The sequence below is a fragment of the Rhodopirellula baltica SH 1 genome, assembly GCF_000196115.1.
Lineage (GTDB): Bacteria > Planctomycetota > Planctomycetia > Pirellulales > Pirellulaceae > Rhodopirellula > Rhodopirellula baltica.
This window is the reverse complement of sequence record NC_005027.1, coordinates 6,916,572-6,930,765: the sequence shown is the minus strand read 5'-3', so window position 1 is coordinate 6,930,765 and position 14,194 is coordinate 6,916,572. Positions and strand designations below refer to the sequence as shown.

The window sequence follows — 14,194 nt, the reverse complement described above, 5'->3', positions numbered from 1 at the left end:
CCAGCCCCCGGATCACAAGCTCACCCCTCAATGACCGCATCGAAAGACGCAGGCGACGCCCCTCGCCAGAGCAGCGAACCGCTCCTCCAAGTTTCAAATCTCAAGGTCAGCTTCAAAACCGATGAGGGGCAGGTCCAAGCCGTCCGCGGTATATCTTTTGATGTCCGGGAAGGAGAAACTGTTGCCATCGTTGGAGAATCTGGCAGTGGAAAGAGCGTCACCAACTTGGCGATGATGGGACTGATCCCACAACCGCCGGGCCAAGTCGATTCCGGAACGGCGCTGTTCCAAGGTCGCGATCTTCTGAAGATGAGTGACCGTGAACTACAAAGCATTCGCGGTCGACACGTCTCGATGATTTTTCAAGATCCGATGACAGCGTTGAATCCTTTGATGACCATCGAGCAGCAAATGACCGAAATGACTCGGTTGCACTTGAGCCTCACGAAGAAAGAAGCGGCCGCTCGCGCGGTGGACATGTTGGGTTTGGTTGGCATCACATCTCCCGAAAAACGTCTTCGCGATTACCCACACCAATTCAGTGGCGGGATGCGTCAACGCGTGATGATCGCGATGGCGCTGTCCTGCGAACCGGAACTTCTCATCGCTGATGAACCGACGACCGCACTCGATGTGACCATCCAAGCCCAGATCATGGACTTGCTCGCCGATCTACAAGAACGCAAGGGCACCGCAATTGTCCTGATCACACACGACTTGGGTGTCGTCGCTGGCGTCGCGGATCGCGTGATGGTGATGTACGCCGGACGCATCGTCGAAAAGGCAAACGTCAACGACTTGTTTGCCTCGCCCAAACACCCTTACACGCTTGGCTTGCTCGGTTCGCTGCCACGGTTCGACACCGATCGCCATGAAAAGTTGCTTGCGATCCCCGGCGGTCCGCCCGACATGTCCGAACCGATTCTTGGTTGTTCGTTTTCTCCCCGATGCAACTTTGTGCAACCAGTCTGCCAGCGTGACGATCCATCGCTTCAGTTGAAAGCAGAACCAACCGGTGCCGCGAACTTGCCCGTTGTGCAACCTCACCTCGCGGCGTGCCACGTGGAGGTCCCTTCATGAATGCGGCCAAAACCACTCACACTGAGATCGAAGGATCCGGCAGCACGACCGCGGAACCACCGTTGTTGCAGGTCAAAGATCTGAAGGTTCATTTTCCCTTTCGACGCGGATCGTTGTTCAATCCTGAACAAGGTTTGATCCGAGCGGTCGATGGCGTGTCGTTTGACATCGCAAAAGGCGAAACACTTGGCTTGGTCGGCGAATCCGGTTGCGGTAAATCGACCACGGCCCGGGCGATCATCAATCTGGTTCATCCAACGTCGGGTGACGTTCTGGTCGATGGCAAATCGATCGCCGGACTGTCCGATAAAGAGATGCTGCCATACCGACGTCGCGTGCAGATGGTTTTCCAAGACCCCTTCGCAAGCCTGAATCCACGGATGACTGTCGGCGGCATCATCGGCGAACCATTGACCGTTCACAAACTCGCCTCCGGCAAAGATCGCCAACTCGAAGTCCTTCGGCTGATGGAATTGGTGGGACTGAACCCTCGGTTCCTGAATCGCTACCCACACGAATTCAGCGGCGGCCAACGCCAACGCATCGGTATCGCTCGCGCCCTCGCGGTGCAACCGGACCTGATCCTTTGCGACGAACCCGTGTCCGCCCTCGACGTCTCGATCCAAGCTCAGATCATCAACCTGATGATGGATCTGCAGCAAAGACTCGGCGTGGCGTACTTGTTCATCGCCCACGACTTGGCCGTCGTTCGCCATATTGCAACGCGAGTCGGGGTGATGTACCTCGGCCGAATCGCCGAACTGGGCACGGCAGAGGAACTTTACGCGGACCCCAAACACCCCTACACCGAGGCTCTGCTGTCCGCCGTTCCGGTGCCCGATCCGTCCATCGCCGCGAATCGCCGACGAATCGTGCTGCAAGGCGAAGTACCGTCGCCGGACAAGCACTACCCCGGTTGCTCGTTCGCCGACCGTTGCCCAATCGTGGTGGACCGATGCCGGACCGATCGCCCTGGATTGCCGGACCGATCGCACGCTGCGGCATGTTGGGAGCGTGATGATCCGCCGGAAGTTTGATAAGCTGCGGGATTGATTGAACTCGTCCGCCGTTTCGTCTTTTTGCCACCTTCATCATGCCGTTGTCGATCATTCATTTCCCGCATCCGACACTCCGACACGTCAGTCGCCCCATCGTGCGTGTGGATGCCAAGCTGAAATCGATGGCCGACGAAATGCTCGACCTCATGTACGAGTTCGACGGCGTGGGATTGGCCGCCAACCAAGTCGACCTGCCGATTCGCATGTTCGTGGCTAACCCGACCGGGAAACGCGACGAGGGCGAATCTTGGGTCATCCTAAATCCTGAAATCGATCGCCCGAAAGGCAATGACACCGCTCAAGAAGGCTGCCTGAGCGTGCCCGGTTTGTACGGTCAAGTCAAACGCCCAAAGACCGTTCGATTGCGTGGGTTCGATTTGCAAGGCAACGAGATCAACCAAGTCCTCGATGGATTCATGGCACGTGTTGTCCAGCACGAAGTCGATCACCTCGACGGCATCATGTTCTTTGATCGCATCGGCGAAGAAGGCCTTCGCGACTTGGAAGGGCACCTGGAAGAATTCAAAACCGATTACGAATCCAAACAAGGCACCGGCTCGATCGCCGACGAAGCCACCCTGGCGCAGCAACGAGCCGAATGGGAAGCCATGTACACCGGTGGAACCACGTCGAATGGCTGATTCCCTGCGATACGTCTTGATGGGCACCGGTCCATTTGCCGTGCCATCGTTCGAAGCGATCCGGCAACAAATGGATTCGACCGGCGATCAAATCGCTCGCGTGTTCGTGCGCCCTTTGCCGCCCGTCAAAAGCCGCGGCGGGCCGCCACCTCAACCCGTTCGGGAGTGGGCCGAATCACACGGCCTTCCGGTGGATGCTCCCGCCAGCATCAATGATCCCGAGACCATCGCGAGCCTTACCGAACTGAATGCGGACCTGTTGGTCGTTTGCGACTACGGTCAAATCCTCAAACCCGATGCCCTTCAATCAGCACGCTTGGGCGGGATCAACTTGCATGGCTCTCTGCTTCCCGCCTACCGCGGTGCCGCACCTGTCCAACGCGCGCTCCTGTCTGGTGATCGCGAGACGGGTGTGTCCGTCATCCACATGACCCCGCGGCTCGACGGCGGTCCAATCGTGGCCTCGCGCACCACACCGATTCGCGACGACGAAACCTCCGGAGAATTGGAAGTTCGCTTGTCAGAGATCGGAGTCGATGCCACGCGGGAAGCCATCGGATTGCTGCGAACCATCGAGTCACTCGACTCGCATGGCCCTCTGGGCGAACCGCAAGATCCTGCCAAGGTTTCCAAGGCTCCGCGACTATCAAAAGCTGAGGCTCAGATTGACTGGTCAGCAACGGGCCGCGAAATCGATTGCCTAGTCCGAGGCATGCAGCCATGGCCAGTCGCGTTCACACACACAGTTGTGAACGAAAACAAACCGCCGCTCCGTGTCGCGATACGCGGTGTCCGCACGGAAACCTACGCCGCCGACGCGAGCAACATCGGCCGAGTGATGGAGCACGAGGGGTTGGCCATCGGATGTGGTGACGGACAAGTCGTCATCGAACGACTGCAACCCGCTGGCAAGAAAGAGATGTCCGGGCTCGATTTCAAACGCGGCCACCGACTGACCGCCGGCCAACAACTCATCGCCCCGTAGGCCATGTTGCACATGGCAACCAAGCCGATGCTTTGGAGGGACGTTCGATTTACAACTTGCGGAACCGCTTTGCTAGCATTGCATTCGGCTGAAATCGCCTGCTCGTTACAATGGGGTTATCGAATGGACTGAAAGGATCTTTGACTTTGAAGGAGTGTGTCATGACACTTGCAATGGAACACCACTTCGACCAAACGGTCGAATCCCAGATGCGAAACTTTTTTCGGACTCTCGGCGAGAAGGATCGTCGACGCTACGCAGCGATCGAAGCCAGGAAGCTTCCTTTCGGAGGCATCCGCTACATCGCCAAAGTACTTGGCTGCTGTGAGAACACGATCGCAAGTGGCATCAAAGAGCTGGAGAGCCTTGCTGATGGTGATCCCCTGGAAGGACGCCAGCGAGTCGAAGGAGGTGGCCGCCCAAAAAAGAACTGAGCTGTCCGTCACTCATGAATGAGTTGCGGGCAGTGATCCAAGACAATACTGCCGGTAGTCCCACCGTGCCTGGCTTGAAGTGGACGCATCTGTCGGTCGCTGAGATTGTCAGAGAATTGTTCCAGCGAGGAATCAAGGTTGCAAACGAAGTGGTTTCTCGTTTGCTCGGCGAGATGGGGTTCAAGACTCGCCAGCAGGTGAAATCAAAAACCAAGGCGCCAAGTCGCGACCGTGACGAGCAGTTTGAAAAGATCGAGAAGTCCATCGAGGACTACAAAAACACGGGAGATCCTGTGTTTAGTATTGATAGCAAACGAAAGGAATCGCTGGGTGAAGTCCACCGTAGCGGCGACGTGATTGCCAATCAGGCAGCGGAAGTTCTCGACCATGATCTACCAGCTTACAGTGATGGCGAAGTCACACCGCATGGGATCTACGACGTGCAAGAAAACACGGGGCACGTGACAGTGACCACAGGTAGCGACACCGGTGAATTCGCGGTGGCATCGTTTCAAAGGTACTGGGAAGAAGTTGGTTCGGTCCAGCACGCCTCGGCCAAGCGAATTCTCCTCTTGTGTGATTGTGGTGGCAGCAACAGCTACCGTTCAAACACGCTCAAGCACCATCTTCAGGAACTGTCCAATGAACTCGGGTTGCCGATTCAGGTGGCCCACTATCCGGTTCATTGCTCGAAATACAATCCGATTGAACGGCGAGAGTTTAGCCACGTCGAACGAGCGTTTTCAGGCCGAATTTTTTCAACAGCCTCGGACGTAGCAGAGGCTGCTGAATCAACATCCACCCAGACCGGGTTGAACGTCACCACAGCAGAACTCCCCGAATTCCAGCCTGTTCGCAAGAGCGGGAAAAGAGTGCCGAAACCACCGAACGTGGAATACGACAAAGATCTCCCCGACTACAACTACACGTTCAACCCACAGTAGTTGAATACGCAAGTTGTAAATCGAACGTCCCAACAAAGCGAGGCGTCCAAACGACATGCCGTCGCGAGAACAAATTTGCTCGGCGGAGAACAATCGCCAGGTGGATCATGAAACCTGTAGCTCGATGGCCCCCACCGAGTCACGCGAGTTTTTTGCGAGATCCGAATTGCAAAGTGCAAATTAACAAATGCAAATTGCAAATTGCTTTCGCTTCAGAAACTGTCGCGACCTCACCGACCAGCAATTGCCAGTTTGCAATGCCCAGTTTGCAATTTGCATTTCTCCCTCGTAGGCCATGTTGCACATGGCAACCAAGCCGATGCTTTGGAACAAAGCGAGGCGTGATTCGTATGCCATCGCAAGCACAGCATTCACCGGCACGCAACCATCGCCAGGTGGAACCTGGCCTACGCCTGTGGCCCTTTCCTACTTCCCCCAACCACGAAAAAAACCCGACGCGGTGCGCCGGGTTTTTCCATTCAAATTGTTGGGAATGAAATCAGGCCTTGGCCAATTCTTCGCGAACGCGTTCGAGCAATTTCTTGCTGGCTTTGATGCCTTCGGCTTCGCTGAGACCGCCACCCTCGTATTCGATCCCGACATAGCCGTTGTAACCAAAGTCGGTGACAATCTTCATCATCTTGAAGTAGTCGGTGTTCTTCTCGTTGCCATCCTCGTCAAAGTCATGCGTCTTTGCACTGACGGCTTTCGCATAAGGCATCAACGCTTGCACGCCGTGGTAACGATCAAACTCGTCCGCATTCTTCCCACGTGAGATGAAGAAGTTGCCAAAGTCAGGCAACGTGCCACAGTTATCCATCCCAACACGCTCCATCACAACAGCCAACCAAGCACCGTTGCTGCTCAGTCCACCGTGGTTTTCGACGATGACATTGATGTCTTGCTTGGCGGCATACTCGCTGAGTTGGCTGAGCCCGTCCGCGGCGTACTCGATTTGCTCGAGATACGATCCACCACTGGCCGCGTTGACACGGATCGAGTGACAACCAAGGAACTTTGCGGCGTCGACCCACTGGTGATGGTTTTCGACCGCCTTCGCGCGAGCCTCTTTGTTTGGATCACCCAAACGGCCTTCGCCGTCAACCATGATGAGCAAGCTCTTCACGCCGTTGTCGCTGCAACGCCCCTTCAAATCCGTCAAATACTTCTCGTCGCGAGCTTTGTCCTTGAAGAATTGATTGACGTACTCAATCGCGTCGATCCCAAACTGTTCCTTCGCAACCTTTGGGAAGTCCAAGTTGGTAATGCCAACGGAGTCATCACGCAGGGTTCGGTGCAGCGACCATTCCGCCAACGAGATTTTGAAAGGAGCGTGATCGTGGTCATGCCCTTCGTGGGCATGAGCCAGCATGCGTGAACCAGCGATTCCGGCAACGGCTGTGGTGGCGGCAAGCGACTGCAAAAAATGACGACGTGGCAACATGGTGGGCTGTTCCTGACGGTTCAGAGGTGGGGCGTGAAAATCATGATGGGGTGAATCAATGGCGGTCACGCCGAGCGACGACAACCACCGGAACAGTGGCGCAGCATCGAAAGGCAGACCGGACCTCCAGTCTAGCTGAAGCGAGATGGACCGTGCTGCAAATCAATTGATTTCAATCGCACAATGCGGCCAACGAAGACGGCCGAATGGGCTAACGAAGCACTGACCGATGTGGAATCGAATCAGACGCGGAACAACAGCTGTCCGCGCAGCAAAATGACCGCGAACTCAAAGATTTGAATTCGCGATCATTGACTGATTTGACCGATTTCCGAACGAACCAATCCGGCTTCGAACTACTTGAGTTCGACCGAGCCGCCAGCTTCTTCGATTTCGGCTTTGACCTTTTCTGCGTCTTCTTTCGAGACGGCTTCTTTCAGGGTTGCTGGGCAACCTTCGACCATCTTCTTGGCGTCCATCAACGATGCGCCAGTGATGTTCTTGACGACCTTGACGACGTTCAGCTTCTTTTCGCCGAAACCGGTCAAGACGACGTCGAATTCGGTTTGCTCGACCTCAGCAGCGCCACCACCGTCACCGGCAGGACCAGCCATCATCACAGCACCACCGCCGGCGGCTGGCTCGATGCCATGCTCATCCTTGAGGTAGTCGCTCAATTCTTTGGCTTGCTTCAGGGTCATGTTGGCGATCTTGTCGCCCAGTTCTTTTGCTTCGGCGCTGTATTCTGCGACAGCGGTTGCTTCATCGGACATAGTCAAACTACCTCAAAAACGAAAAAGGTGATTCGGAAATGGTTCAGGGAAAATGCCGGGGCAAGGACAAAGGCTCCGGCAGGTTGAGCGGAGACGATTATTCGTCGCCTTCGCCCTTGGACTTGATCTGACTGTTGAGTGTCTTGCCAGGACCAAGCATTGCAGCACTGAGTGTTGCACCTGGGCCGAGGATTTGACCAACCAACATAGAAATCTGTTCTTCACGACTGGGCCATTTACTGACCGCTTTGACGCCTTCTGGATCGAGCTTTTCACCGTCCAGAACGCCGCCCGTGGTGACAAACTGTTCGAACTTCTCTTTGTCCTTGTCCAGCCGGACGGCTTCCTTTACCAGACTGACGAAGTCGCTTGAGCCCCAGAGCACGGCGACTTGCCCATTCGTTCCTTCGAACGCGGGGAAGAGAGACGTGCCTTCAGTGGCGCGTCGGGCGAGTGAGTTTTTGACAACCATCATCTGGATGTCTTTTTGGCCCAGTTCGCCACGCAGCTCGTTGGTTGTGTTTGCATCCATTCCGGTGCAGTTAACCAACACGGCATCCTCCACGCCTTCAAGCCGACGCTTGAGATCGCGAGTCACCAGTTCTTTGACGTATTTACTCATCGGATTTTTTCACTCGAAAGAGCCAAACCTTGGCCGCAGTTGGATGTGATCGTTTGGGGTTGGACCAAAAAACATTGATCCACCAACATCAATCTGAAAACCAACGCTTTCGGCCATGATGCTGGTTGATCGGGACGGCCTGACGATCGAAATCATCCGGCCAACCCGTGCAGCTAGGTAGCAACGCGAACACTAGGGGTCATCGTTGCACAGATCGCCACGCCTTTGATGTACGTGCCTTTAATGGACTGTGGCTTCATCGCCGAAATGAAATCGACGAACGACGCGATGTTTTCTTCGAGCTTGTTAGCTTCGAAGCTCATCTTGCCGACCATCGCGTGGACGTTGCCACCCTTGTCGTTTCGGAACTCAACCTTACCGGCCTTGTATTCGCTGACGACTTTACCGACGTCAGGTGTCACAGTTCCAGCACGAGGGCTTGGCATCAAACCACGTGGACCGAGAACTCGGCCCAAAGGTCCAACCAATCCCATCATGTCGGGGGCGGCAATACAGACATCGAAGTCTGTCCAGCCATCTTTGATCTTTTTGGCCAAGTCTTCTTGGCCGACTTCATCCGCACCGGCTTCTTCAGCCGCTTTGGCAGCGTCGCCTTTAGCGAACACGATCACACGCTGTGTCTTGCCAATGCCGTGCGGCAGGACGAGCGAGCCACGGATGATTTGATCAGCCTGGTTTGGATCCACGCCCAAACGCATGTGAACTTCGACCGTTTGGTCGAACTTCGTGGCGTCGTATGTTTTCAATACCTCGACGGCCTTGCCCAATGGAAGCATTTCCTTGGGCTGTTTTTCGAGGGCGGCACGATACCGCTTGGATTTCTTTCCCATTTAGTCACGACTCATTTGTGTCGGGTGGTATGGCGATTCCACGCTGGCCCGAACTCTTTGTTACCAGCCAACTGATACAATCGGCTGAAAGAACGCCCGGCGGCAGAATCTCCCACTTGTTAAACGACCGAACCCAGAAAAAGACTGGGACGCAATCGAAGCGGGGGAGTTTGGCGAAGGCCAGCAGCAGCGTCAACCTCAACTAGCCCAAGCGATTCGGATTTTTTTCTTGGTTTTTTGAAGTGAGGCCTTCACCGGGGCACATCGGTTGCAATCGTGGGATTGTGCAGGAAAAACTGTCACAATCGCCGGCAAATCGAAATGAGTCGCAAAGACGGCGGGGCAAAGTCACCTGTCAACCTGCACTCCGAGAGCCGCCGATCGACATGCGGCCGATCATGCATCGGCTTTCCAAGAGAGAATCCTGCCATGGCGGAACACGACAGTCCCGCAACATTTTGAAGTGGAAGGCTTCGGTCGATTGGCCTTGGCGATCTGCCAGCCAGGTGCTTTTCAAACCAACTCCGCAAGCGACCTAAACGCGAACAAAAATACGCCGTGCCAGCAACTCGCTGGGCACGTGTGAGAATCGAAAGAGAAACGAACCATGAAACCTTGGCTGACCGCACTCCCTGTCTACAACGAAGCTCAATACGTCGACGAAGTCCTTGAGAACGTGCTGAAGTTCACCGATCAAGTGTTGGTCGTTGATGACGGCAGCACAGACGGAACCCAAGAACGCTTGGACGCTTGGGCCAGCCGCTTGCCAGACTCCGTTTCAGTCGTGCATCACCCTGAAAACCGGGGCTACGGCGCCGCATTGCAAACCGTATTCTCCTACGCGATCGAAAATAACTTCGAAGGCGTCGTGACACTGGACTGCGACGGACAACATCAACCCTGCGGAATTCCAGAGTTCATTGCAGCCGGCCGACACGCGGACATTGTTTCCGGAAGCCGTTACCTGAAGGAATTCGAAGGCGACGACGCTCCGCCGCAGGAAAGAATGTTTATCAATCGCCGGATCACGTCGGACATCAACCGCCGACTCGGTTTTTCGCTGACGGATGCGTTTTGTGGCTTCAAAGCCTACCGGACCGAAGCACTGCGTGAGCTGAAGATCACTGACGACGGCTATGCGATGCCGCTCCAATTGTGGGTGGAAGCTGCGGCGGCGGGACTTCACGTCACTGAATTGCCAGTGCCACTGATCTACCTGGACCTCGAACGATCGTTTGGCGGATCTCTGGATCACGCCGAAACTCGGCTGAACTACTACAACCAAGTCTTGGACGACGCGATCGATTCAGCCTGCCGCGAAGGGCGCTTTCGCAAACGAAACGGCGAGAACGATCACGTCAATTCTCCTTGCGGTGAAAAAGGCAAACGAGCTGCCAGCTGAGCCACGAACCGCACGGCGGGAGCATGCCTACTCCGCACGAGCGTCACTGGGCCCAAAAATCCCGCGCACTTTCGAGACTACACAACCTTAAGTGCTGTACCGACCAGCGTTTTCCATCACCCTCCCCCTGGGAGGGTCGAGCGAAGCGAGGGGAGGGCGATCCCTTACGAAAACGCGACCATCGGAAGAGTGATATTGACGATTGCGAACTGCAAACTGGTTGGCTTTCAACCGGCCAATCACCGAGGCAAGCGTTTGGATTCGGCTTCCTGCGGAGTGCTGCAAACAGATTTCCCGACCGCAGCGGTTGCCAGTTGACGCATCGGCCGTGACGCCAAACCGGCGGCCATCATCAGTCGGGCCAGCCCAACCATCGTTTGATGCCACTGATGCACCATGTCCGGCGTTCCGAAACGAGCGGCGTCGACTCGATCAAAGCCTTGTTCGCTGACCCGAATTTCGGTGGCCATGTGCATCAAAGCTTCCAGCATCACGTGGCTGTGCCGGTCCGAATCGGTCAATCCTTCGTCGTCATAAATCCACAAATGCGGTTGCATTGCCAGGTCAACACTGTGCATCGCGGCAGCATCAGCATCCATCGCGTCGACGACCAAAGAGCGGGCACCACACTGAACGTAAAACTTAGCCATGAGATTATTCTTCCGTGAAAAGGCGGTTGCGGGAGTCCGCCGCCGAGTGAACCTCCCGGCGACACACATAGGATCGCAACCGGAGTGACACGTTAGGTCACGGGGAGCTTCTAGCTTCTAGCTTCTAGCTTCTAGCTTCTAGCTTCTAGCTCGTGCTCGTGCTCGTGCTCGTGCTCGTGCTCGTGCTCGTGCTCGTGCTCGTGCTCGTGCTCGTGCTCGTGCTCGTGCTCGTGCTCGTGCTCGTGCTCGTGCTCGTGCTCGTGCTCGTGCTCGTGCTCGTCATCTCCGTACGGTGGGCTTCCAAGCCCGCCGAGACCGCCCCCCAACGCGTCTGCCAGACCCGCACCGCGTCCCCGCTCGGCTTTCGCACCTCACGGCTTGCAATTTCACCTTTTCAATCAATCTCCTCACTCCTCGAGCCCCTGCGTCTCTTTCCCCCAAGCCTCCAACGCCTCACGAAAACGTTTTCCAAGCGGAATTCGGCGTTCTCTCCATTTACAAAACCGCAGCATCCTGGATAAACTGCCGGGCTTTCCTGAAAAAACCGCCAATTCGCCCGCCCCCTCCGCCGCGTGTTCGATTCTCTCTCCGACGGTCTGCAATCCGCTTTCAAAAGTTTGTCTGGCAAAGGCAAACTGACCGAAGGCAATATGCGCGATGGTCTGAAGATCGTGGAGCAATCGCTGCTCGAAGCCGACGTCAGCTACAGCGTCGTCAAAGACTTTATGGGGCATGTTTCCGAGAAAGCCCTCGGGAAACGCGTTCTTTTGTCGCTTCGGCCACAGGAAGAACTGGTTCGGATTGTCTACGACGAGCTGGTGGAAACGCTTGGCCCAGTCGATTCCGCTTTGAATCTCAAAGCCGATGGTCCCACGATCATCATGCTGTGTGGGTTGCAAGGTAGCGGGAAAACGACGACCTGCGGCAAGCTGACCAAGCTGCTGCAAGAACAAAACATCACCCCCCTTCTCGTCGCGGCTGACTTGCAACGCCCCGCCGCCATCGAGCAACTCAAAGTGATCGGTTCGCAACTCGGCGTCCCGGTCCACGCTGAAACCGACCACAAAGACCCCGTCAAAGTTTGCCAAGCCGGCGTCGAGATGGCTCGTCGTGACGGCAACCGCGTCGTGATTCTGGATACGGCCGGGCGTTTGGCGATCGACGCTGAGTTGATGGCCGAGCTGAAGAAGATCGACCGCAAAGTCGGCCCTGACCAGGTTTACCTCGTGGTCGACGGCATGACTGGCCAAGACGCGGTCAACAGTGCGGGTGCGTTCAACGACGCCCTGGAACTGGACGGCGTCGTCATGACCAAGCTGGACGGTGACGCTCGTGGCGGAGCATTGCTGTCGGTCAAACAGGTGACCGGCGTCCCGATCAAGTTCATGGGAACGGGTGAGCACTTTGATGCTCTGGAACCCTTCCGCCCTGAAGGAATGGCCAGCCGCATCCTGCAGATGGGCGACATGGTCGCTGCGGCTCGCGAAGCCCACCGAATCGTCGACGAACAAGAACGAGAAGAGCTGGAGGCCAAAATGGCCAGCGGCGAATTCTCGCTCGACGATTTCAAAAACATGATGCAGAAAGTCGCCCAGCCTGGGTTGATGGGACGCATGATGGGGCTGATGCCTGGCATGGGTCAATTCAAAGAAGCGATGGAATCGGAAGCGGCCGGCGGCCAACTCCGACAAATCATCGGGGCGATCAATTCAATGACCCCCGCCGAACGCAAAAACCCTAAGCTGATCGATGCGACCCGTCGCACCCGAATTGCCAAGGGTGCAGGCGTTCAATCGCCGGTGATCACGCAATTGATCAAACAATTCGACGTGATGAAGCCGATGATGCAAGCCATGTCCGGAAAGGGCAGTGGCGATCGGATGGCGATGATGCGTCAAATTCAGGCCAACGCGATGTCGGGCGACCCCCGCCTGGGCGGCTTGAAAACAAAACAAAGCACGGGAAAACGACTTTCCCCGGCCGAAAAGGCCCAGCAAAAAAAAGAACGCGAAAAGCTAAAACGAAAACTCAAACGTAAAAAACGCTGAGTGAGATGAAGTGGGCCGAGACCAGAGCAGGTACAGCCCTCTGTCTTCAGCCCCCGAAATCAACCTCAATTCCTTGGAGAAACGACCGACATGGCAGTAAGAATTCGCATGAAAAAGATGGGACGTACGCACCGTCCTTTCTTTCGTGTTTGTGCAGTGGATCAACGCAACCCACGTGATGGTCGTGTGATCGAAGAACTCGGCACCTACGATCCAATGTGCCCCGAAACCGATGCACGCACCACGCTGAAAGCCGATCGCGTCGACTACTGGATTGGCGTTGGTGCTCAACCCAGCGACAAAGTGGCTGTGCTGATCAAAAAGTACGGCACTGACGGTTCACACCTCGAAGCCCAAAAGGCTGCTGTGGAGCGTCTCGGACGCCGCAAAGACTACACACCACCACCAGAAGCTCCGGCTCCCAAGGCCGCACCGGTTGCGGAAGCTCCTGCTGAAGAAGCCCCCGCGGAAGAACCAGCTGCCGAAGCTTCCACAGACGACGCTCCTGCTGCAGAAGCCACCACGGAGTGAGATTCGACGTTGTCACCCTGTTCCCAGCGATCTTTGACGGTTATCTGACCCAAAGCTTGCTGGACAAGGCGATTGTTCGAGGTTTGGTTGAGATTCAGCGACACAACCTCCGAGATTGGGCCGAAGACACCCCTCATCGCAAAGTCGATGACCGTCCTTTCGGCGGCGGCCCCGGAATGTTGTTGCAGGTCGAACCGACCGTGACTTGTGTTCGGGACGTGGACGCCATGGCCGATGTCCCGGCTCGAAAGATTTTGTTGACCCCGCAAGGTCGACGGCTCGACCAACGGTTGGCCGAAGACCTCGCCACCAGCGACCGTATCATGTTGATGTGTGGTCGTTACGAAGGATTTGATCAACGCGTGCTGGACATCCTCCAGCCCGAAGAGATCAGCATTGGCGACTTTGTCCTCAACGGAGGCGAAGTGGCCGCGATGACCATCATTGACGCTGTCGTCCGGTTGCTGCCCGGCGTGCTCGGCGATGAACAAAGCAGCCTGGATGATTCGTTCAGCCGAGGAAATCGGATGCTCGAGTTCCCCCAGTACACCCGGCCCCGTGAATTCGAAGGCCACACCGTCCCCGATGTTCTGCTCAGCGGCGATCACGCCGCGATCGCCGCTTGGCGAGCTGAACAAAGCCGGGCGAGAACGATTGACCGTCGCCGCGATTTGCTGCCCGAGCATTCAAAAAACAACCCAGAACAAACCAACAAACTCTCCTGAACATCG

At 56.1% G+C, this 14,194-nt stretch carries 17 protein-coding genes; 12 read left to right on the top strand and 5 right to left on the bottom strand.

What is annotated here, in order from left to right:
- The first annotated feature begins 30 nt into the window (after positions 1–30).
- The 7 genes from RB_RS26755 (at position 31) to RB_RS28725 (ending at position 5,639) form a co-directional block, all read left to right on the top strand.
- Entirely contained in the window at positions 31–1,080 is a 1,050-nt protein-coding gene (locus RB_RS26755) for an ABC transporter ATP-binding protein (RefSeq protein ID WP_164923061.1), read from the top strand.
- Positions 1,077–2,117, top strand: a complete 1,041-nt coding sequence (locus RB_RS26750) for an ABC transporter ATP-binding protein (protein ID WP_164922572.1) — start codon at positions 1,077–1,079, stop codon at positions 2,115–2,117. Before RB_RS26755 ends, RB_RS26750 begins: the two co-directional genes overlap by 4 nt.
- Positions 2,118–2,173: 56 nt before the next feature.
- On the top strand, positions 2,174–2,779 hold the full coding sequence (gene def / locus RB_RS26745; RefSeq protein WP_007324462.1) for a peptide deformylase: 606 nt from the start codon (positions 2,174–2,176) through the stop codon (positions 2,777–2,779).
- Positions 2,757–3,764: a methionyl-tRNA formyltransferase gene (gene fmt / locus RB_RS26740; RefSeq protein WP_011123937.1), complete on the top strand. Its 1,008-nt coding sequence runs from the start codon at positions 2,757–2,759 to the stop codon at positions 3,762–3,764. Before def ends, fmt begins: the two co-directional genes overlap by 23 nt.
- Before the next feature lie 161 nt (positions 3,765–3,925).
- Positions 3,926–4,198, top strand: coding sequence for a hypothetical protein (locus RB_RS26735; protein ID WP_164922214.1), 273 nt, complete (start codon positions 3,926–3,928; stop codon positions 4,196–4,198).
- A 14-nt stretch (positions 4,199–4,212) separates the two neighbouring features.
- Entirely contained in the window at positions 4,213–5,142 is a 930-nt protein-coding gene (locus RB_RS26730) for an ISAzo13 family transposase (protein WP_011119850.1), read from the top strand.
- 107 nt (positions 5,143–5,249) lie between these two features.
- Positions 5,250–5,639, top strand: coding sequence for a DUF1589 domain-containing protein (locus RB_RS28725; protein WP_011123935.1), 390 nt, complete (start codon positions 5,250–5,252; stop codon positions 5,637–5,639).
- Positions 5,640–5,641: 2 nt separating this feature from the next.
- Here the strand turns inward: RB_RS28725 and RB_RS26720 are convergent, their stop codons facing one another.
- The 4 genes from RB_RS26720 to rplA all read right to left on the bottom strand — a co-directional run bounded on the left by RB_RS26720 (position 5,642) and on the right by rplA (position 8,832).
- The gene (locus RB_RS26720; protein ID WP_007335559.1) at positions 5,642–6,586 is read right to left on the bottom strand and encodes a sugar phosphate isomerase/epimerase family protein; all 945 of its coding nucleotides are present in this window, start codon (positions 6,584–6,586) and stop codon (positions 5,642–5,644) included.
- 356 nt (positions 6,587–6,942) lie between these two features.
- A complete protein-coding gene (gene rplL, locus RB_RS26715) occupies positions 6,943–7,359 on the bottom strand; it encodes a 50S ribosomal protein L7/L12 (protein WP_007324459.1) in 417 nt (138 codons plus the stop codon).
- 97 nt (positions 7,360–7,456) lie between these two features.
- Complete coding sequence (gene rplJ, locus RB_RS26710) at positions 7,457–7,981, bottom strand: 50S ribosomal protein L10 (protein ID WP_007324458.1); 525 nt, start codon at positions 7,979–7,981, stop codon at positions 7,457–7,459.
- A 173-nt stretch (positions 7,982–8,154) separates the two neighbouring features.
- Entirely contained in the window at positions 8,155–8,832 is a 678-nt protein-coding gene (gene rplA, locus RB_RS26705; protein WP_007324457.1) for a 50S ribosomal protein L1, read from the bottom strand.
- A gap of 607 nt (positions 8,833–9,439) precedes the next feature.
- On the opposite strand from rplA, the gene RB_RS26700 reads away from it, so the two are divergent.
- Positions 9,440–10,234, top strand: coding sequence for a glycosyltransferase family 2 protein (locus RB_RS26700; protein WP_011123928.1), 795 nt, complete (start codon positions 9,440–9,442; stop codon positions 10,232–10,234).
- A gap of 239 nt (positions 10,235–10,473) precedes the next feature.
- Here RB_RS26700 and RB_RS26695 read toward each other — a convergent pair whose 3' ends face one another.
- Complete coding sequence (locus RB_RS26695) at positions 10,474–10,884, bottom strand: hypothetical protein (protein WP_165447228.1); 411 nt, start codon at positions 10,882–10,884, stop codon at positions 10,474–10,476.
- Between the two features lie 152 nt (positions 10,885–11,036).
- Between RB_RS26695 and RB_RS26690 the strand changes: the two genes are divergently transcribed.
- The 4 genes from RB_RS26690 (at position 11,037) to trmD (ending at position 14,188) form a co-directional block, all read left to right on the top strand.
- Entirely contained in the window at positions 11,037–11,405 is a 369-nt protein-coding gene (locus tag RB_RS26690) for a hypothetical protein (RefSeq protein ID WP_011123925.1), read from the top strand.
- Positions 11,406–11,456: 51 nt separating this feature from the next.
- Positions 11,457–12,932, top strand: coding sequence for a signal recognition particle protein (gene ffh / locus RB_RS26685; RefSeq protein WP_007329358.1), 1,476 nt, complete (start codon positions 11,457–11,459; stop codon positions 12,930–12,932).
- A 108-nt stretch (positions 12,933–13,040) separates the two neighbouring features.
- Positions 13,041–13,463: a 30S ribosomal protein S16 gene (gene rpsP, locus RB_RS28370; RefSeq protein ID WP_315850120.1), complete on the top strand. Its 423-nt coding sequence runs from the start codon at positions 13,041–13,043 to the stop codon at positions 13,461–13,463.
- Positions 13,460–14,188, top strand: coding sequence for a tRNA (guanosine(37)-N1)-methyltransferase TrmD (gene trmD / locus RB_RS26675; protein ID WP_011123923.1), 729 nt, complete (start codon positions 13,460–13,462; stop codon positions 14,186–14,188). Before rpsP ends, trmD begins: the two co-directional genes overlap by 4 nt.
- Positions 14,189–14,194 lie beyond the last annotated feature (6 nt).